Below are 20,285 nucleotides of genomic sequence, written 5' to 3'. Positions count from 1 at the left end.
TTAAGAAGAAAAGAGGTAATTTCATGAAGAGTGTTCTTAAAATAAATGAAAATGATAATGTAGTTGTAGCATTAATGGACTTAGATAAAGATAAAAATATAGAAGTAGACGGAACAGTTATTACTCTAAAAGAAGAGGTAAAAAGAGGACATAAAATTGCTATAAAAGAAATAGGCGTTAATGAAGACGTAGTAAAGTATGGATTTCCAATAGGTCATGCTATTACTCCTGTATTAGAAGGACAATGGATTCATACACACAACACTAAGACTAATCTTGATGGTATAAAAGATTATAGCTTCAATCAGAAATTATTGGATAACATTTATAAGGATCAAGCTTTAACATTTAAAGGCTATAAGAGAGCAAACGGCAGTGTAGGAATAAGAAATGAACTTTGGATTGTTCCGACTGTTGGATGTGTAAATGGAATGGCTGACAGAATGTTAGATAGGCTTAAGAGGGAACTTGGAGAATTAGAAATAGATAATACTCTAGTGCTTAAGCATAATTATGGATGCTCACAACTTGGTGATGACCATGTTACTACAAGAACTATACTCAGTGATGCTGTAAAGCATCCAAATGCTGGTGGAGTTTTAGTTCTAGGTCTTGGCTGTGAAAACAATAATATGGCTGATTTCAAAAAGTCTCTAGGAGAATATGATGAAAGCAGAGTTAAATTTCTAGTTTCTCAAGAAGTTTCTGATGAACTAGAAGAAGGTGTGAAGCTATTAAAAGAACTATATGAAAACATGAAAAATGATGTGAGAGAAGAAGTTCCTCTTTCAGAACTAAAAGTAGGTCTTAAGTGCGGAGGATCTGATGGATTTTCAGGAATTACTGCAAATCCTCTAGTAGGAAGATTTTCAGATTTCCTAGTAGCACAAGGCGGAACTACTATCCTAACAGAAGTTCCTGAAATGTTTGGAGCAGAAACACTGCTTATGGATAGAGCTTTAGATGAAGAAGTGTTTGATAAAGTAGTGCACTTAATAAATGACTTTAAAGAATATTTTATAAAATATGATCAACCAGTATATGAAAATCCTTCACCAGGAAACAAGGCTGGCGGTATTACAACTCTTGAAGATAAATCTTTAGGGTGTACACAAAAAGCTGGTACAGCTACAGTAGTTGACGTACTTAAATATGGTGAAGCACTTAAGGAAAAAGGATTAAACTTGTTAAGTGCACCTGGGAATGACTTAGTTGCTGCTTCTGCTTTAGCATCTGCAGGTTGTCAAATGGTACTATTCACAACTGGAAGAGGAACTCCATTTGGATCTTATGTTCCTACATTAAAGATATCAACAAATACACAATTATTTGAACTTAAACCTCATTGGATTGATTTTAATGCAGGAAGCCTTCTTGAAGATAAAAATTCAGAAGAAGTGCTTAAGGAATTCATTGACTACATAATAAGTGTAGCTAGTGGAGAACTTGCAAATAATGAAAAGAATGATTTTAGAGAATTAGCTATATTCAAAACTGGTGTAACTCTTTAATTATAAGATAAATTAAGATTACTGAGTTTCATAAAATTCAAACTTAAAGTAAGTAATTTCTTGAATTTTCATAAGTCCTGATGAGGATTGAAGGAATATGTATTATAAACATTAGTATATTTAAAATATATTAAGTACAAAGACTATAATATAAAAAAATGAGATACACTACTCCATATTATAATTGATTACTTTTGATTCATCTGCCCTTTGTTTTTGAAAGTTACCAATAAAACTATGGAGTAGTTCATCATTTTGAAGTGGTTCATTTATATAATCAAAATTTTTAATGTGCAAAATTAAAAAAATGTATAAATTGAGCTGTGAAGAAAGAACTAAAGATGTACCACTTCGATCTGAAATCTATTTTTAAAACTCTTACGGGTTCTGATGAGAGAATCTAAAAATAATAAGTTTTAATGCGAAGTGGTTTATCTTTATAGATAATAGGAGGACTAAATGAAAAGAATACAAGTAGTACAAAAAATAACTGAATGTGGTGTTGTAGCTGTTATAAGAGCTGAATCAAAAGATCAAGCAATCAAAATTATAGATGCAGTTAAAAAAGGCGGAATAAAAGCTTTAGAAATAACTATGACAGTACCAGGTGCTGTTGAGATAATAAAAGAAATATCAGAAATCTACAAGAATGAAGATTTAATAATAGGAGCAGGAACAGTTCTTGATCCAGAAACTGCTAGAGCATGCATACTTGCAGGAGCAGAATTTATAGTAAGCCCTTATTTCGATGCAGAAACTGTTAAACTATGTAATAGATATAGAATAGCAGTAATGCCAGGAATAATGACAGTTAAAGAAGCTGTTGAAGCTCTTGAATACGGTGTTGAAGTATTAAAGGTATTTCCAGGAAATGCTTATGGCCCTTCAATAATAAGTTCATTTAAGGGTCCTTTACCACAAGCTAACTTTATGCCAACAGGTGGAGTAAACTTAGATAACATAAAAGATTGGGTAAATGCAGGAGCTGTAGCGGTTGGAACAGGCTCTGACTTAACTAAGGGTGCTAAAACTGGTGATTATGAACTAGTTACAGAAACAGCTGCAAAGTTTGTTGAAGCATTAAGAAAAGCAAGAGAAGCTTAATACAAATTAAAATGAAAATTGAGAGCAGGTGTAAGCATAGATGGAAGTATTAACTTTTGGTGAAACTATGGTGCTTTTCAATCCAGAATCTAATGGACCGTTAAGATATGTTAATAGTTTTGGCAAGTCTGTAGGTGGAGCAGATTCTAACGTGGCTGCAGCACTTTCAAGACTTGGACACGATGTAGCATGGTTTTCAAAATTAGGAAAAGATGAATTTGGAAGACAAATTTTAAATGTAGTAAGAGGAGAAGGTGTTGATACCTCTAGAGTTAAATTTGATGCTGAGGCAAGTACAGGTATCATGTTTAAAGAAAGAATCGGGGGAGACAATCCTAGCGTTTATTATTACAGAAAAGGTTCTGCAGCAAGCAGGCTTTCTGTAGAAGATATAGACGCAGAATATATAAAGCAAGCTAAGATAATTCATATAACTGGTATAACACCAGCATTATCTGAAAGTGCAAGAGCAATGGTTTTTGAGGTTTTAAAAATAGCAAAAGAAAATGGTATAACAGTTTCTTTTGATCCTAATATAAGACTCAAATTATGGACTATTGAAGAAGCAAAGCCAGTGCTTTTAGAAATAGCTAAGATGTCAGATATAATCTTCCCTGGTGCTGATGAAGGTGGACTTCTTCTAGGGACCACTGATGAAAAAGAAATAGCTGAGACTTTTATAGCTTTGGGAGCTAAAATTGTAGCTGTAAAGCTTGGTGCTGATGGTTGTTATGTTGCTGATAAAGATGGAGGAGTATATGTTTCTGGTTTTAAGATAGAAAAGCTAGTTGATACTGCTGGAGCAGGAGACGGATTTGCTGCAGGATTTTTATCAGGAGTACTTAAGGGGCTAAGCTTAAGTGAATGTGGAACTCAAGGTAACGCAGTAGGAGCAATGGCAACTCTTGTTCAAGGTGATATGGAGGCATATCCATATGAAGAGCAACTTATGACTTTTATGGGTAAGAAAAAAGTAGTAGATAGATAAGAAGACAGATAATCCCTGAGAGGATTACGATTCTTGAGGATAAATAGTATATTATAAGAAAATGTTTTGGACGAACATGGTAAAAAAGCTTGAAGTTTTTCAAGCTTTTTTATTTTTTTATAAAAATATTTTAAATTTCTATTGACCTTTACGCTACGTATAAGTTTATAGTATAGATATCAGGAGGTGGTACACATGGAGTACACAGTTCAAAAATTAGCTCATTTAGCAGGTGTTAGTGCACGAACACTTAGATATTATGATGAGATAGGTATTCTTAAGCCGGCAAGAATCAATTCATCTGGATATCGGATATATGGTCAAGAAGAGGTAAATAGATTGCAGCAAATACTTTTTTATAGGGAACTTGGAGTAGAGCTAGACAATATTAAAGATATAATAACAGAACCTTCTTTTGACAGAGCTGAAGCGCTAAAGGAACACCGTGTAAAACTTCTTGAGAGAAAAATGCAGTTAGATCTTTTAATTGCAAATGTTGATAAGACCATTGAGTCTATGGAGGGGAGAATTACTATGAGTAATAAAGAAAAATTTGAAGGCTTTAAACAAAAGCTAGTTGACGATAATGAGAAGAAATACGGCAGGGAAATTCGTGAAAAATATGGAGATGAAGCTGTTAATAAATCTAATAATAAAATTAAAAATATGACAGAAGAAGAACATGAGAAGATTACTAGACTTACAAATGAGGTTACTGAAACATTAGCGGAAGCGTTTAAGACAGGAGACCCAGCAGGAGAATTAGCACAGAAAGCAGCTGATTTACACAAGCAGTGGTTATGTTTTTACTGGGATCAATATAGTAAAGAGGCTCACGCAGGACTTGCTCAGATGTATGTGGATGATGAGAGATTTACTCAGTATTATGACAAGGAGCAGCCAGGTACTGCAGAGTTCTTAAGAGATGCTATCCTTATATATACAGGAATAAAAAAGTAGCACAGAAAATAAGAGTTATAGGAGCAATTTCCTATAACTCTTTAAAGTTTTAGTATGATTAATAGTAATATTACGTATAATTACTTTTTCGTACCTTCAATTTTTTGTTCAGTTGTTGATTTTTTTTGAGCGAACTCTAAATTATCGAAGGCAGTTGCATTTATAATACTATTATCTGAATCGATATATTCAAGCTCTATCTTATCACCAGGCTGAGTTAGTGCTAGTTCACTAGACGCATCCGAACTTACGACAAAGACAACATCAGATTTTTCTTTAACTATTATATGGTAGTAGGTTGTTTTATCTATACTTTCTTGACCAATTCTTAAAACAGTACCTTGTTCATGATTAACTTTTCCGGAAGAATTTAATGATGAAGAACTACCTTTTCCTGTAAGTGCCTTTGTATAATCTGATAATGCTTGTTTAGTTGTTTCACCAACTCCAACAATGTTATAGTCTTGTACACTAATCATCCCATACATTCTAACTATACCATCTTTATCCTTAAGAGTAGTAAAATAAGTAGGCATATTTTCTATATTTATTAATATTGGAGAAGTTGCAGTATAGCCCATGTTTTGAACTTTTCCTTCTGCTGATTTTATACTTGCAGATTCAGTTGCTCCTGAGGTTTTATACAAAGTTGTTTCGTGGGTTTTCATATTTGTCAAAGTGAATCCTATAGTTGCGCTATCCTTTCCTACAGAAGTAAGGCCAGTGTAAAAATAGCAATTACCTTTATCGTATATTATTTCTCCATCATCAGTGGTTTTTAGCTTGTCGTTCTTAGTAAACCATTGATAGCCTTTTATATATTCTCCGTATAAATTCAATTGATCCTTAATGATTTCTTCAGGTTGTATTCTATCTACCCACTTTGGAGTATTATCGATATCGTAGTTATCAACTTGTCCAGTTTGAGCATTTACGATACAAGTACCGATAACATTTTCTCCAGAAAAACCAATGGTATTTTTATATCTAGTAATGACCCAATATGGAGTTCCGTTGTCATCTATTTCAAAAGAATAGTCTGTTAGTCCAGTGAATTCATTACCTTTATAGTAAGCATGCCTCTGAAGATCATCACCTAAATATGCGTTTGGTTGATATTTTAAAAAAATAGGTTTATTGTTTAATTCCTTTACGAAAGTAATATCATCAGCATTTGTAGCACTTACAACTATATAACCTGGAGTTCCTTCACGATTGCTTGCCCAGCTGAAAAAACCAGAATGAAGTAAAGGTACAACCCAACAAAGTTTATCTTTGACTATTTGTTTTACTGGCTCACCGGTTACAACTTGGCTACCTATTGCGCCAGCTTCTCCTAGTTTCTTTTCCGCTAATTTCTCTGCATAAGCTTTATCTACAACAGGTAATTGTGTTATATCAATTGGAGATATGTCTTTTGAAAACTCCTGCTCTTTTATAGTTCCAATTAAGCTTTTATAAGACTTAGATCTAAACATACCGCTTGTGGATACACAATAACCGATAAACAGTATTATTGTAAGTGGTATTAGTAAAAGTACTAGCTTCTTCTCAGAAAATCCCGAAAATAGTATCGAAAAAATTATGATTGCTATGGATATAAATAATGTAGAGGAAAAAAAGTTAAGAGATAGTGGCATCAAAAATATAAAATGAAAACATAACGCAACTATAGCGAAGAAAATTATTGCGGTCACACGTAGCTTAGAATTAAATTCTTTTTTCATAGTAAGTCTCCTTTTTGTATGTTTAAAGTTGATACTTATAAGCTTAATATATTACTTAAAGTACAAATAGAGTCAAGTATGTTCAATTTTAACATAATTTGTAGAAAAATTAAATAATGTGTGATAGTTATAAATACACATAGGAGTTTTGTTGGATACACCTCCCGATATAGAATATAATTGTAGCTTGAATTGTTTAAAATAACAAATATATAGTTATCATATACAATTTTCTTCAGTCCAGTTTAAAATCTTTGAAAATATCTTATTTCTATCAATTTCATTTGTTAGTTCATGTCTTTTACCGGGATATAATTCCATAGTAACAGTTTCTAGTGGCATGTTTTTATATAGATTATATAGTTTTCTTACCCATTTTCCATAGTTTCCTACTGGGTCGTCATCTCCGGATATAATTAATATAGGAAGATCTTTTGGTATTTGTTTTAATCTATTATTTTTATATAGATCTTTCAGACCTTTCAGAAAATAATAATAAAAATTACAGGTTGATATATTTCCACATAGAGGATCATTTTCATAGTTTTTTATTTCTATTTCATCTGTGGTAAGCCATGAAAACTTTGAAGCTGAGTTTTTAATTTTTTTATTGTAATTGTAAAAGCTTAAAAAATCTAATAGTGTGCTTTTTTTATTTTCACCAAAGATACTTTTTTGAATGTAGGATATAATAATTCCAGCATTAACATCTAACCCCTTTCTCATAGCTGAACCAGAAAGTATTATACCTGAAAGCTCATTTCCATGTCGTATAATATATTCCTGTCCTATAAAAGAACCAAAACTATGAGCAAAAAAGATTATTGGGAGATTGCTATGATTATTTTTGATAAAGTTTACTATAGCATGTTGATCCTCTACGATTTTGTTAAAACCATCTTCACCGATGTATCCAAGACTTGATTCATCAGTTTTACCATGACCTCTATGATCGCCGGCATAGACAATAAAACCATGAGAATTAAGGTAGTTTGCAAATTCTTCATATCTACCAGCATGCTCTGCCATACCATGAACGATTTGGATAACACCTTTTGGATAAATAACATTATCCCAACAATATACAAATATTTTTTTATTATCTTCTGTATTAATAAAAAAGCTGCCGTTGGTGTTTTTATTTGTCATTTAAATCAATCCTTTCTAGGATACAGAATACAATCAATTTTAATAGATTTAGTGGTTAAGTCAAATAGCGTAAGCTTAATAAAAATGGAGATTTTATGTTATAAGCTAGCAAATATGGCTTTAGGCAGTCTAAACTCTATATATTCATATAAATATTTAAATTAGGTGCTGCTAAAGTTACTAGTTTTAGCCATTCTATGTTTTAAAGAGTCTTCATAAAGAATTAATATGAAACATCTATATTATTGATGTTTCAATATTTTTATAAATAAACTTTTTAGAACTTATATAGTATTGTAAAAGATAAAGTTATAACTTGATAATAAAAAATATGTAATGTTATGTAATTAATAAATAAAATAAGTAACTAAAATATTTAAAATAGTGTTTACAAATGGAGATTATGATTATATAATAAGGATATAAAAATTAGTAATTATTTCTAAGAAGTATAAATACTAAACTCAATAAATGAATATTTTACTAACTGTTATCTACAGTCGCTAATATAATACATTTCTATAATTTAATTCTAAATAACTTATTTTCTACTTTTAGATCTACTAAATCACAATAATATAACAATAAAATCAATATTTATCTATAGGTTAAGCAAAAGAAAATGAAGCATTTTAACAAAACAGAACTGGTATATACGTCTATATATATAAACCTCTTGAAGAGCAATTGTCTTATTTAGCTATAACTAAAGATGTACTAATTCGAACCGAAATCTATTTTTAAAACTCTCACGGCTTCTGGTGAGAGAATTTTAAAATATAAATTTTATTACGAAGTGGTACATCCATATAAAGATGAAATACTTCAATCTGAAATCTATTTTTAAAACTCCTCTGGTTTCTGAGAGGAGAATTTGAAAATATAAGTTTAATTATGAAGTGGTTCATCTATATCTAAAAATGCTAATACAAGTAAAACAATACTATATCAAATCTTATAGAGATACTAATAAAAAAGCTCGACCTCAATAAGGACATTATCAAAAAGCAATCTTTAAAATCATATAAAAAATTAAATATTGAAAGGAGTTTTTTATGAAAAGAAAGCTTAAACTAATTTCCTCACTTCTTGTGGCAATGGTATTTACTTTCTTAGTATTACCATCCTTTAGCGCCCTTGCCGCACCAGCCCTTAACAGCCGACTTCTTGTAGGATACTGGCATAATTTTGACAATGGGACAGGCATAATAAGACTTAAAAATGTGTCGACAAAATGGGATGTTGTAAATGTTGCTTTTGCAGATTCAGGTAGCGACAGAAGTACAATGCAATTTACACCAGTTACAGGAACAGACGCAGATTTCAAATCAGATGTAGCATATCTAAACAGTATAGGAAAGAAAGTAGTAATATCAATTGGCGGACAAAATGGAGTAGTGCTTTTACCAGATGCCGCTGCAAAGACTAGATTCGTTAATTCAATGATATCTATAATTGATAAGTATGGTTTCAATGGTATAGATATAGACCTTGAAACAGGTATGTCTTTAAATGGTGGAGATAGTGACTTGAAAAATCCTACAACACCACAGATAGTAAATTTAATTGCAGCAATAAAAGAAATATATAACCATTATGGTTCAAGTTTTATTGTTAGTATGGCGCCTGAAACTGCATATGTTCAGGGTGGCTTTGGCACTTATGGCGGTATATGGGGAGCATATCTACCTCTTATATATGGAGTAAAAGATATCTTAACTTATATCCATGTACAACATTATAATTCAGGTTCATGCTATGGACTAGATGGAAAAGTATACACTCAAGGAACTGCTGATTTTGAAGTAGCTTTAGCAGAAATGTTATTAAAAGGCTTCCCAGCTGGAGGCAATGCAAACAATGTATTTCCTGCATTAAGACAGGACCAAGTTATGATTGGCTTACCTTCAAATCAAGCTGCAGCACCAAGTGGTGGATATATAAGTCCTACAGAAATGATAAAAGCATTGAATTATTTAATTAAAGGACAATCTTATGGTGGAACTTATAAGCTTGTAAACACTCAGGGGTATGCTAACTTCAGAGGATTAATGGCATGGTCTATTAACTGGGATGCATATACCGGAAATGAATTCACAAACAATTATCGCCCTTACCTTGATGGTTTAGGAAACAATCAAACAGCACCTGCAGTACCTACTGGACTCGCAGCATCAGCTGCAAGCACATCTCAAATAAACGTATCTTGGAGTGCTGTATCAAATGCCACAAGTTATGATCTTGAAGTAGATGGAACTGTAGTAACTAATGTTACAAGTCCATATGCACACAAAAACTTAGCGGCAGGTTCTACTCATACTTATAGAGTAAGAGCTGTAAATTCAGTTGGTACAAGTGCATGGAGTTCATCTGTATCAGCTAAAACATCTACTACAGTTACTGTACCAGCAGTACCAACTGGTTTAACAGCAGTTGCTGCAAGCACATCACAAATAAATATATCTTGGAGTGCAGTATCAGATGCTACAAGCTATGATATTGAAGTAGATGGGACTGTAGTTACAAATGTTACAAGCCCATATGCACACAAGAACTTAGCAGCTGGCTCTACACATTCTTATAGAGTAAGAGCTGTAAATTCAGCTGGAGCAAGTGCATGGAGCACATCTGTATCAGCTAAAACTCAAACTTCTACAGGAATATCTGCATGGGCACCTAATACTGCATATGCCGTAGGAGCTTTAGTAACCTACAATAGTGTTACTTATAAGTGTATACAAGCTCATACCTCATTAGTAGGTTGGGAACCACCAAATGTGCCTGCACTTTGGCAAGCACAATAAAAAGGATAAATGAAAGGGGTTAAAAAATGAAAAAATTATCTCTAAAAAAGATACTTTCTATTGCTGTTTCTTTATCTGTTTTATCTTTAGCTGCTCCTACTTTTGCTGGTGCTAAAGCTTCAGCAAGTACTAACAGCACCTTGGCTACACAAGCAGCAACCGCAAAAAGATTTGTTGTATATTTTCCAAATTGGGGAATGTATAATGCAGCTCATAATAGTATGTCTGTTGATAATATTCCTTGGGATAAGGTTACGGTTGTAAATCATGCCTTTTTCACAGTGGATTCAACTTATAAGCTAGCAAGTACTGATGAATATGCCGATTATCAAGCTACATTCCCTCATTCAGGTGGATGGAATCCTGGTGATCTAAGAGGACATTTTGGAGAGTATAAATACTACAAATCACTTTATCCAAATGTAAAAATACTTGTTTCAATTGGTGGATGGACAAGAGGAGAGAACTTCCATGCTATGGCAAGTTCCGCAGCTAATAGAGCTACCTTTATAAACAGTGTAGTTTCTTTCTTAAAGCAATACCCTTTTATCGATGGTATTGATATTGACTGGGAGTATCCAGGTGTTAACAGAACTGCTGCTCCAGGGGATCAATATGATAGAGGATGTCCAGGTGGACCAGAGGATAAACAAAATTATACTTCTTTGATGCAAGAAATAAAACAGGCTTACAATAGTAATGGGTTATCAGGTAAATTGCTAACTATTGCTGCCCCAGGAGGATATGACAAGGTAGATCTAACTCAACCAGATTTATATAGTCAATATCTAGATTGGATAAATGTCATGACTTATGACATCCATGGTGCTTTTGAAAATACCACAAATCATCAATCAGCTATATATGCAAATCCAAATGATCCATCACCTACATCTCCGGTGGATATAAAAAATAAATATAATACAGACTATATAATGAAGTATTTTGTAAGTAAATATCACGTTCCAGCTGACAAGCTTAATGTAGGCTCACCTTTCTATTCAAGAGGATGGAAAAATGTTGATAAGACTACTGGAACTAATGGACTATTTGCAAAGGCAAGTGGAGCACCTGTAGGAAATCTTGATGATCCAAACAATCCAGGTGGACAAAACTCTTATAGCCAAATGTTACAATTAGAAAAGACATCAGGCTATGTAAAATATAGAGATAGTTATTCTCAAGTTCCATGGTTATATAATTCTTCATTAGGTATAACCTATACTTACGAAGATACTACCTCAGCTGCAGCAAGATGTGATTATGTTATAAATAATGGCTTTGGTGGAGTCATCGCTTGGGATATATCAAATGATGATCCTGCTACTGGAATGCCACTTACTAGTACTATTTCCTCAAAGCTTGGAATTGGTGGAACAGTAACTCCAACTGCACCATCAGTACCAACTGGCTTAGCAGCAACAGCTGCAAGTACTTCACAGATAAATGTAACTTGGGGTTCAGTATCAAATGCTACAAGCTATGATCTTGAAGTAGACGGTACAGTAATTACTAATGTAACTAATCCTTATGCACACAATAATCTAGCTACAGGTTCAACTCACTCCTATAGAGTAAGAGCAGTAAATTCAGTAGGGGCAAGTGCTTGGAGCACAGCGGTATCAGCTAAAACTGCTACTTCAGTCACAGTACCATCAGTGCCAACTGGCTTAGCAGCAACAGCTGCAAGTACTTCACAGATAAATGTGACTTGGAGTACAGTATCAAATGCAACAAGTTATGATATTGAGGTTGATGGAGCTGTAGTAACTAATGTGACAAGTCCTTATGCCCATAAAAATTTAGCTGCAAGCTCAACTCATACTTATAGAGTAAGAGCAGTAAATTCAGCTGGAGCAAGTGCATGGAGCAGTTCTGTATCAGCAAAGACTCAAGCTTCAACAGGAGTTTCTGCATGGGCACCTAATACTGCATATGCGGTAGGCGCTTTAGTTACCTATAATGGAGTTACGTATAAGTGCTTGCAAGCACATACCTCATTAGTAGGTTGGGAACCACCAAATGTACCAGCACTTTGGCAGGCACAATAAAAAGGAAACAATAATAAAAATCTCTGTAGAGCTAGATGATAGCTTTACAGAGATTTTTCTATATGTCATTTATGTAATTTGGTAATAATATTGTTGAAATTAAGTGGTTATAAAGCATCGGATGTATAACCACTTAATTTCAATGGTACTTTACAACTACAATTTAAATTTAGAGATCATTGAAACTAGACTATCTACCGTTTCTTTTGATTTATTAGATTGAGTTATCACTTCATTTGCCATTTCAACAATAGTAGTGGTTTTTTCCGCAATGCTTGTCATTCCCATGGCACCTTCGTTAGTTGCACTACTAACTTCAGTGATTGATCTAGTAACATCTTGAATAGATGCAAGTAGTTCCTCAGTTGTAGAACTTAGATCCGTAACTAGATCATTAAATGTTAAGGAATCTGCGTTGTACTGATCTCCGGTATTAACAAGTTTCTCGTAGTCAGGAATTACTTGTTTCTCCATATAATCTAACACATCCACAGAACTTTCTCTTAATTTATTAACAGCAGTTATAACAGCAGCTGTAACGTTTTGAATTTCCATTGCACTTTGTTTTGAAACTTCTGCGAGCTTTCTTATTTCATCAGCTACAACTGCAAAACCTTTTCCTGATTCTCCAGCTCTTGCAGCTTCAATAGCTGCATTCAAAGCAAGTAGGTTGGTTTGTGATGATATCTCTAATATACTTGAAGTTAATGAATTAATTTGCTCAACAGCCTTTACTTCATTAAGTGATGCTTTTAGATTACTATCAAGAGACACTAATATTTGTTGTGATTTTTTCTGAGATTCAACAGCCTCAGATTTTAATGTAGTAGCACGACCACTAATTTCTCTTGAAGAAGTAACGCCATCTTCTGATTTGCTTGCAATATTTTCAACAGCTTTTTCAATTTCTAAGGTAGATGCATTCATTTCTTCCGTAGCCGCTGATGTCTCCTCCATACCAGCAGATAATTGCTCAACTGTCTTGGATATATCCTCTAGTTCTAGTCCTAAGCTTGACATGTTAGAATTAGACTTATCCACCATTATATTTACAGATTTAGTTGAGGAAATAACATCCGTTAAAGTTTGTCTAAATTCTTTTCGTGAAGTTCCTTCTGCTTTAATTATTTGACCAAACTCATCTTTATCTTCTAAATATTTTGCATAACTATCATCATATTTGAGATCAAAATCAGCAGTTTTATTAATTAAAGAAATAGCAGTTTTCGCTCTTCTATTAATGTTAACTATTAAAGCTATGCCTAAAAGTAAAGAAATTATTAAGGTAGATATAGAAACAGTCATAATTATATTTTTTACACTCTGTACAGAATTTGCACTATTAAAAATAACCTGTTTACCATAATCATCTAGGATTTCTTCCATCTGATTTATATTATTTCTTGCTGAATTAAAAGCATCTAAATACTGCTTCTTATCCTTTAAAGTATTAGTTTCAGGGTCGTAGAGACTTGTCCATAAACTAAGATCTTTATTAAAGTTATCATAAAGCTGAAAAACATTTAATTTTGAATCTTTATGAGTTAGTTTACTTAAAGTATCTTTATCTTTATTTAGTATATCAATTGCTAACTTAACTCTATCTTGAGTCTGCTTTACGTTTTCAGTGTAATCATTTTTCAAACTTTTAAGATCAGAGTCTTTATCCGGACTTTCTAATTCTGTTTCAGCATCCAAGGCCTGATAAAAATCTCTATCTGCATTTAGAAGCCAATATTCACTTTGATGGACTTTATCATACAAATCTGATACTAATTTTTTATTTATTGAATCAATATCAATTAATGCAAGAGCTGAAACAAAAAATAAAGATATTACAGGAATAAGCAAAATTAAGCTCATCTTGCCACCTAGTTTTATGTTGTTAATTTTGAAAAATTTAGACATACAATCCCACCCCGAATTTTAAATTTAGAAGTAATAAAAAGAACTTAATAAAATTTTGGAAATATCAATGAAATTTAGTTACTTATATGACATTTTTCGTAGAATTTCTACAAAACTTTATATTTTCATGTTAATATAAACGAGTGGGAAAAATGTTGGCTTATAAGGTCATGAAATAAAAAAATATGGCGATAAAATAAATAAACAAGTATAATTGTAATTGGTAAAATTTGCAGCAATTGTAGAAAGAGGGGAAAAAGAATGAGATTAAAATGGAGAGTTACTTTAATTATATCGTTAACACTTCTTATATTTTCTTCACTACTTGGAGGTATTATTTACTATAAAGTTACCAAAGTAATTGAAATGAAGATATCAAATGAACTGGATACTAATTCAAATATGGGATTACTTATCTTAGATAAGAAGTATCAAGGAAGTTGGAAGATACAAGATGGAAAACTATATAAAGGAGATAATCTTATTAACGAAGATTATTCTGTTATAGACGAAATTAAAGAAAAAACAGGTATGTATGTTACTATCTTTATGGGTGATACTAGAGTGGCTACCAATGTTAAAGATAAAGATGGTAAAAGAAGTATAGGGACAAAAGCAAGTGAAGTGGTTGTAGACAAAGTTATTAAAGGCGGAAATTCTTATGTAGGTAAAGTAAATATACAAGGAATTGATGTACAAGCTAACTATGTACCTTTAAAAGATAAAGATGGTACTGTGGTAGGTATGTGGTTTGTTGGTATAGCGCAAGAAGATGTTCAAAAGGAATTGACATCTATGGCAATATACATCGGTGGATTTAGTATTGCTGTAATAGTTATAGGTGCTTTCATCGCATTTGGTATAGCTAAGTATATAACTAAAGATTTAGAAATATTGGAAAACAAAATTGAAGTATTTTCATCTGGTGATTTTAGTAGTGACATTGATAAAAGAGTACTAGGAAGAAAAGATGAAATAGGTAATATAAGTAAAGCAGTAGCAGGAATGCAGGATGGTATTAGATCTATAGTGAAAAAGGTTATGGAAGAGACTAAAACTATAGAAGATAATATTGAAACTATTAATTCAAGGCTTGACAATCTACAGGTTGATATAGAAAGTATTTCTTCAACAACTCAAGAATTATCTGCAGGATTGGAAGAAACCTCTGCTTCAGCACAAGAGATGAATGAGACCTCCGAGATGATTGAAACATCAATAGAAGAGACTTCGGAAAAAGCTAAGAGTGGTAAAGATGCATCTGAGCAAATAAATAAAAGAGCAGACGAATTGAAGAAAAAAGCTGTGAATTCCCAAAGAATAGCGAAGGATATATATGATAAGACTCAAAAAAATATGATTGTCTCTATAGAAAAAGCAAGATCAATTGAAAAGATAAAATTGTTATCTGAAACTATTCTTACAATAGCTTCACAAACAAATTTACTGGCTTTAAATGCAGCGATTGAGGCAGCAAGTGCAGGTGATGCAGGAAGAGGTTTTTCTGTAGTAGCTGAGGAAGTAAGAAAGCTTGCTGAAAATTCACAAAAGGCAGCTACAGAAATTCAAAATGTTACAAAGTTAGTTATTGATTCCGTAGATAATTTAACTGAAGACTCTCAAAATATGCTTAAATTTATGGATACCACTGTTTTTAATGACTATAATGTATTTGTTCAAACAGGAGAACAGTATAGAGAAGATGCAGTTTTCGTAGAAAGACTAGTATCAGACTTCTCATTAACCTCAGATGAATTGGCGAAGTCAATAAGTAATATGGTAACAACAATTAATGAGATAACTAGTGCTGCTAATGATGGAGCAATGGGGTCAACTAATATAGCTGAAAAGACAATGACTATGGTGGAAAATGTAAACAAGTTAGTTGAAGAAGCAAGATGTACCAAGAATAGTTCAGAGAATCTAGAAAAAAGTATAAGTAAATTTAAAATTTAGGTGTTATTAAAGCACTGTGTTGAAATTAAGAGGTTATACATCCGATGCTTTAATGAGCTTACGCAAAGAATTAATATGATTTTGTCATATTCCATGGCTAAAACTGTAAACTCACTACGTTCGAACAGTACAGTTTTTACGCCATTCCATCTGAAAAAATCATTTAATTCTAATAGCTCGCTCATATAGCATCTCCTTTATAACCACTTAATTTCAAAAATACTCTTAAACATAGTCAAAATTTAATAAATATGAATTATATACCACTTCAATGTAAAAACATATGAAGTGGTATATTTATATTACTGTAAAGTTTTTATAGTAATATATTGAGAAATTGATTATTATGAAAATATGTTAAATAAAAGTAACTTGTAATAATCAACGAGATTTTTAGTAGAGTATATTACCAGGTTAGTTTTGTTGTAAATAGTTATAGGAAAGACTAATTAACATGTGGAGAGTTGAATAATGAAGAAGGATTTTTTATTTGAAGAAGAATTGTATAAACCTGTTAGAGAATATTTATTAAGCATTGGGTATGATGTCAAAGCTGAAGTGGGTAATTGCGATGTTTTTGCTATGAAGGATGAGAAAATAGCTGTAGTAGAGCTCAAAAAAGGCTTAACCATAGAGTTATTAGTACAAGCTACAAATAGGCAAAAATTTGCCGACTTAGTATATGTAGCTATTCCTAAGCCTAAAATTAATTTTTTCAGTAAGAAGTGGAAAGATATCTGTAATTTAATAAGAAGACTACAACTAGGACTTATATTAGTTTCTAAAAAAGATAATGAGTATGCGGTAAAGATTGCTATAGAACCTGCTCCTTTTGATATAAAGAAAAGCATAAACTCAGGAAAGAAAAAAAGAAATAGTTTAGTGAAAGAATTTAAAGGACGAAGCCTTGAAGATAATGTCGGAGGTAGCAAAGGTAAAAAGTTAATGACAGCTTACAGAGAGCAGTCTATAAAGATAGCAGAGTATATGATGGAAAATGGTCCTACTTCTGCTGCAAAGCTTTCAAAAGTCGGGTTCGAACATAAGAAAACTTATTCTATTCTTTATAAGAATTATTATGGATGGTTTAAGAAACTGGATAAGGGGATGTATGAATTAAGTGAAGTAGGAGTAGAAGAGATTAAAAATAGATTATTGTTAATAGGTTAATTTAAAATAGAAAAGCAAACCTAGAAGGATTGGAAAATGAATAATATATCCACAAATGTGATGAAGCTTGTAGGAAGTTATTCAATAGATAAACAATTAAAAAAATTGGAACATTTACTTTAAAGTTGGATTTATGTGTTATAATTTCTACGGCTTAACAATGTACATCTAAAGAAGTGCTACTTCAATCAAAAAGTCATTTTAAGAATTATTGCGTGTGGTGAGTTCTTATATGACGTTGAAAAGACAGAAGATATAAAGTAGTAAATCTGTAGATGTATGTAATTAATTAAAATATCGGGGGGATAAAAATGTTATTAGTTCCGAAGTCTGTAACCTGCATGAAAGGATATACAAAGGAACAATTTACAAAAGATTTTATTTCAGGAATTATAGTTGCTATCATTGCACTACCTCTATCTATAGCGTTAGCTATTGCCTCAGGAGTATCACCTGAAAAGGGGCTGTATACAGCGATAATTGGAGGGTTTATTGTATCTATGCTTGGGGGAAGTAGGGTACAAATAGGTGGACCCACAGGTGCATTTGTAGTTATAGTTTATGGAATAATACAAAAATATGGATTAGATGGTCTTATAGTTTCTACTATAATGGCGGGGATTTTCTTAATAATAATCGGCGCATTAAAACTGGGTAGTTTTATTAAGTTTATACCATCTTCAATTACAACTGGATTTACAAGTGGAATAGCCATAACAATTTTTTCAACTCAGATTAAGGATTTGCTTGGACTCAAAATACAGTCCGTACCTTCAGAGTTTATAGGCAAATGGGAAGCTTACATTAGAAATATAGGAACTATCAATTTATCAAGTGCGCTTATAGCATTGCTTACACTTGCTATTATAATTACCTGGCCTAAAATAAATAAAAAAATACCAGGAACTTTTGTTGCCATAATAATAGTAACTATAATTACTGTTGTATTTAATCTGCCAATTAATACTATAGGAAAACAGTTTGGACATATATCCTCGTCTCTACCAAGTTTTTCAATGCCAAGAATAAATATGAAGATGATAAATGAACTTTTAATGCCATCATTGACAATAGCTATTCTTGGAGGTGTTGAATCATTACTTTCTGCTGTAGTAGCAGATGGAATGATTGGAGGAAAGCATCGTTCAAATATGGAATTGATTGCTCAGGGAACTGCTAATATATTTTCTGCAGCCTTTGGTGGTATTCCTGTCACTGGAGCAATAGCAAGAACTGCCGCTAATGTTAAAAATGGTGGAAGAACTCCTGTTGCAGGAATGGTTCATTCACTTGGATTACTTGTTATACTATTAGTCTGCATGCCATATGTAAAGTTAGTTCCGATGTCAGCTTTAGCCGCAGTTTTAGTAATGGTTTCTTACAATATGGGAGAGTGGTCTGCTTTTAAAGATATATTTAAAGCACCAAAAAGTGATTATTTGGTTTTCATTGTTACTTTTATCTTAACAATTGTACTAGATTTAGTTGTAGCAATTGGTGTAGGTGTGGTTCTTGCTTCATTATTATTTATGAAAAAGATGGCTGAAGTAACAGAAGTTAAATACATATTAGATGATGATATAAGCGAAGATGAAGAAAGCTCTATGAATGAGCAAGAAAGTTTGGAAGAGGGAGTTGCTGTGTTTGAAATTACAGGTCCATTTTTCTTTGGAGCTGCTAACAAATTCGTTAGCGCTATAACTGAGATGGGGGCTCCGCCTAAAACCTTAATAATAAAAATGAGCAAAGTACCTTATATGGATTCTACTGCATACCATTCTTTCGAAATGTTGATTGATATATGCAAAAGAAATAACACAACACTTAAGCTCATGAATATTCAAGAACAACCAATGAAGATGCTTAGGAAATATGGCTTTATTGAGATGCTTGGAGAAGAAAATATCATTGACAATATTGAAGGTAATATTGTAAATAAAGATATGAAAGTTAGTTAGTTAAATGTCAAATGTAAAACACATAACAATAATAACATATATTGACATAAAAGCTTTTGCGCAATATAATTAAGTACATAGTAAAACATGTGTATATAAAATATTTAAAAATTAATAATGTTCACTTATCAAGAGTGGTGGAGGGACTGGCCCTGTGAAACCCAACAACCGGCATTTTAATTGTATCGGTGTTAAATCCTGCAGATAGTTATATATAACTTCTGGAAGATAAGATAGATAGAAATTGTTTATTTTAAGCTATTCTTCTTATTTTTAGGAAGAATAGCTTTTTAATTTAAAAAAATTTAAGGGGGCTTTTTTATGGAAGGAATCAAAAACTTTTTTACATCAGTAGCAACATCTCAAGGTATTATTTCTTTTATACTTGTAGCAGTGCTAATCATAGCAGTAGTATATTTTGCAAAAGCAAAAGGTTCTAAGATCTCGCTTTCAACTAGGGATGTTGTAGCTATAGGTATTGGGGCTGCTTTGTATACCGCTTTATCCTTTATATCTATTCCTATAGGTCCAAATACATCCTTTAGAGTTGCAGTGGCTTTACTAGCAATTTTTGGAGCAATCTTCGGTCCAATAGTAGGTTTTTTAGTGGGATTTATAGGGCATGCGCTAAATGATGCTCTAGCTTATGGCTCAGTTTGGTGGAGCTGGGTATTCATGTCGGCATCTATTGGATTACTTGCAGGCTTTATTAGATTTGATAAGAAGTTTAATCCATTGATAGGAGCTATTTCAAAGAAGAATTATATACAACTATATATTTATTCTTTAGCGGGTATAGTAGTAGGAAGTATTATTTCATACTTTGGAGATGTCTTTTTATATGGGGAGCCAGCAGATAAGGTATGGCTTCAGATTATATTAGCAGGTGCTACTAATTTGGTAATTCTTGCAGTGATAGCTAATCCAGTAATTATAGCCATAGCAAGATTAAGAAAGAGTAATAGCAATCTTGAGGTAAGTGAGTAAGGAGGAAGTTTA

The 20,285-nt window shown here is 32.4% G+C and carries 14 protein-coding genes and 1 riboswitch; of the genes, 10 read left to right on the top strand and 4 right to left on the bottom strand.

Annotated elements, in window-relative coordinates:
- Positions 1-23 precede the first annotated feature (23 nt).
- The 4 genes from J3477_RS07810 (at position 24) to J3477_RS07795 (ending at position 4,563) form a co-directional block, all read left to right on the top strand.
- The gene (locus J3477_RS07810) at positions 24-1,511 is read left to right on the top strand and encodes a UxaA family hydrolase (protein WP_206869162.1); all 1,488 of its coding nucleotides are present in this window, start codon (positions 24-26) and stop codon (positions 1,509-1,511) included.
- A gap of 459 nt (positions 1,512-1,970) precedes the next feature.
- Positions 1,971-2,615, top strand: coding sequence for a bifunctional 4-hydroxy-2-oxoglutarate aldolase/2-dehydro-3-deoxy-phosphogluconate aldolase (locus tag J3477_RS07805; RefSeq protein WP_206869161.1), 645 nt, complete (start codon positions 1,971-1,973; stop codon positions 2,613-2,615).
- A 40-nt stretch (positions 2,616-2,655) separates the two neighbouring features.
- Positions 2,656-3,603, top strand: a complete 948-nt coding sequence (locus tag J3477_RS07800; protein ID WP_206869160.1) for a sugar kinase — start codon at positions 2,656-2,658, stop codon at positions 3,601-3,603.
- A gap of 195 nt (positions 3,604-3,798) precedes the next feature.
- A complete protein-coding gene (locus J3477_RS07795; RefSeq protein WP_206869159.1) occupies positions 3,799-4,563 on the top strand; it encodes a MerR family transcriptional regulator in 765 nt (254 codons plus the stop codon).
- Positions 4,564-4,643: 80 nt separating this feature from the next.
- Here J3477_RS07795 and J3477_RS07790 read toward each other — a convergent pair whose 3' ends face one another.
- Positions 4,644-6,290, bottom strand: a complete 1,647-nt coding sequence (locus J3477_RS07790; protein ID WP_206869158.1) for a cell shape-determining protein — start codon at positions 6,288-6,290, stop codon at positions 4,644-4,646.
- Positions 6,291-6,509: 219 nt separating this feature from the next.
- Complete coding sequence (locus J3477_RS07785) at positions 6,510-7,439, bottom strand: alpha/beta hydrolase (protein ID WP_206869157.1); 930 nt, start codon at positions 7,437-7,439, stop codon at positions 6,510-6,512.
- Between the two features lie 1,055 nt (positions 7,440-8,494).
- Here J3477_RS07785 and J3477_RS07780 point away from each other — a divergent pair.
- Together J3477_RS07780 and J3477_RS07775 are read left to right on the top strand one after the other, a co-directional pair.
- Positions 8,495-10,243 carry a carbohydrate-binding protein gene (locus J3477_RS07780; protein WP_228731232.1) on the top strand — a complete coding sequence of 583 codons (1,749 nt, stop codon included), beginning with the start codon at positions 8,495-8,497 and terminating at the stop codon, positions 10,241-10,243.
- A 26-nt stretch (positions 10,244-10,269) separates the two neighbouring features.
- Complete coding sequence (locus tag J3477_RS07775; protein ID WP_206869156.1) at positions 10,270-12,294, top strand: glycosyl hydrolase family 18 protein; 2,025 nt, start codon at positions 10,270-10,272, stop codon at positions 12,292-12,294.
- 156 nt (positions 12,295-12,450) lie between these two features.
- On the opposite strand, the gene J3477_RS07770 is transcribed toward J3477_RS07775, so the two are convergent.
- Positions 12,451-14,202: a methyl-accepting chemotaxis protein gene (locus J3477_RS07770; RefSeq protein WP_206869154.1), complete on the bottom strand. Its 1,752-nt coding sequence runs from the start codon at positions 14,200-14,202 to the stop codon at positions 12,451-12,453.
- A 261-nt stretch (positions 14,203-14,463) separates the two neighbouring features.
- Between J3477_RS07770 and J3477_RS07765 the strand changes: the two genes are divergently transcribed.
- Positions 14,464-16,158, top strand: a complete 1,695-nt coding sequence (locus tag J3477_RS07765) for a methyl-accepting chemotaxis protein (protein ID WP_206869152.1) — start codon at positions 14,464-14,466, stop codon at positions 16,156-16,158.
- Here J3477_RS07765 and J3477_RS07760 read toward each other — a convergent pair.
- Positions 16,155-16,343: a hypothetical protein gene (locus J3477_RS07760; protein WP_206869150.1), complete on the bottom strand. Its 189-nt coding sequence runs from the start codon at positions 16,341-16,343 to the stop codon at positions 16,155-16,157. The genes J3477_RS07765 and J3477_RS07760 overlap by 4 nt on opposite strands.
- Positions 16,344-16,629: 286 nt before the next feature.
- On the opposite strand from J3477_RS07760, the gene J3477_RS07755 reads away from it, so the two are divergent.
- The 3 genes from J3477_RS07755 (at position 16,630) to J3477_RS07745 (ending at position 20,273) form a co-directional block, all read left to right on the top strand.
- Positions 16,630-17,328: a DUF2161 family putative PD-(D/E)XK-type phosphodiesterase gene (locus tag J3477_RS07755; RefSeq protein WP_206869148.1), complete on the top strand. Its 699-nt coding sequence runs from the start codon at positions 16,630-16,632 to the stop codon at positions 17,326-17,328.
- 311 nt (positions 17,329-17,639) lie between these two features.
- The gene (locus tag J3477_RS07750; RefSeq protein ID WP_228731231.1) at positions 17,640-19,286 is read left to right on the top strand and encodes a SulP family inorganic anion transporter; all 1,647 of its coding nucleotides are present in this window, start codon (positions 17,640-17,642) and stop codon (positions 19,284-19,286) included.
- A gap of 122 nt (positions 19,287-19,408) precedes the next feature.
- Positions 19,409-19,521, top strand: a riboswitch (SAM riboswitch).
- Between the two features lie 86 nt (positions 19,522-19,607).
- On the top strand, positions 19,608-20,273 hold the full coding sequence (locus J3477_RS07745) for an ECF-type riboflavin transporter substrate-binding protein (RefSeq protein ID WP_206869147.1): 666 nt from the start codon (positions 19,608-19,610) through the stop codon (positions 20,271-20,273).
- Positions 20,274-20,285: the final 12 nt, after the last annotated feature.

Source organism: Clostridium zeae (assembly GCF_017312485.1).
Classification (GTDB): domain Bacteria; phylum Bacillota; class Clostridia; order Clostridiales; family Clostridiaceae; genus Clostridium_AR; species Clostridium_AR zeae.
Note: the sequence above shows the minus strand (reverse complement) of the source record. Positions and strands in the feature narration are given on the sequence as shown.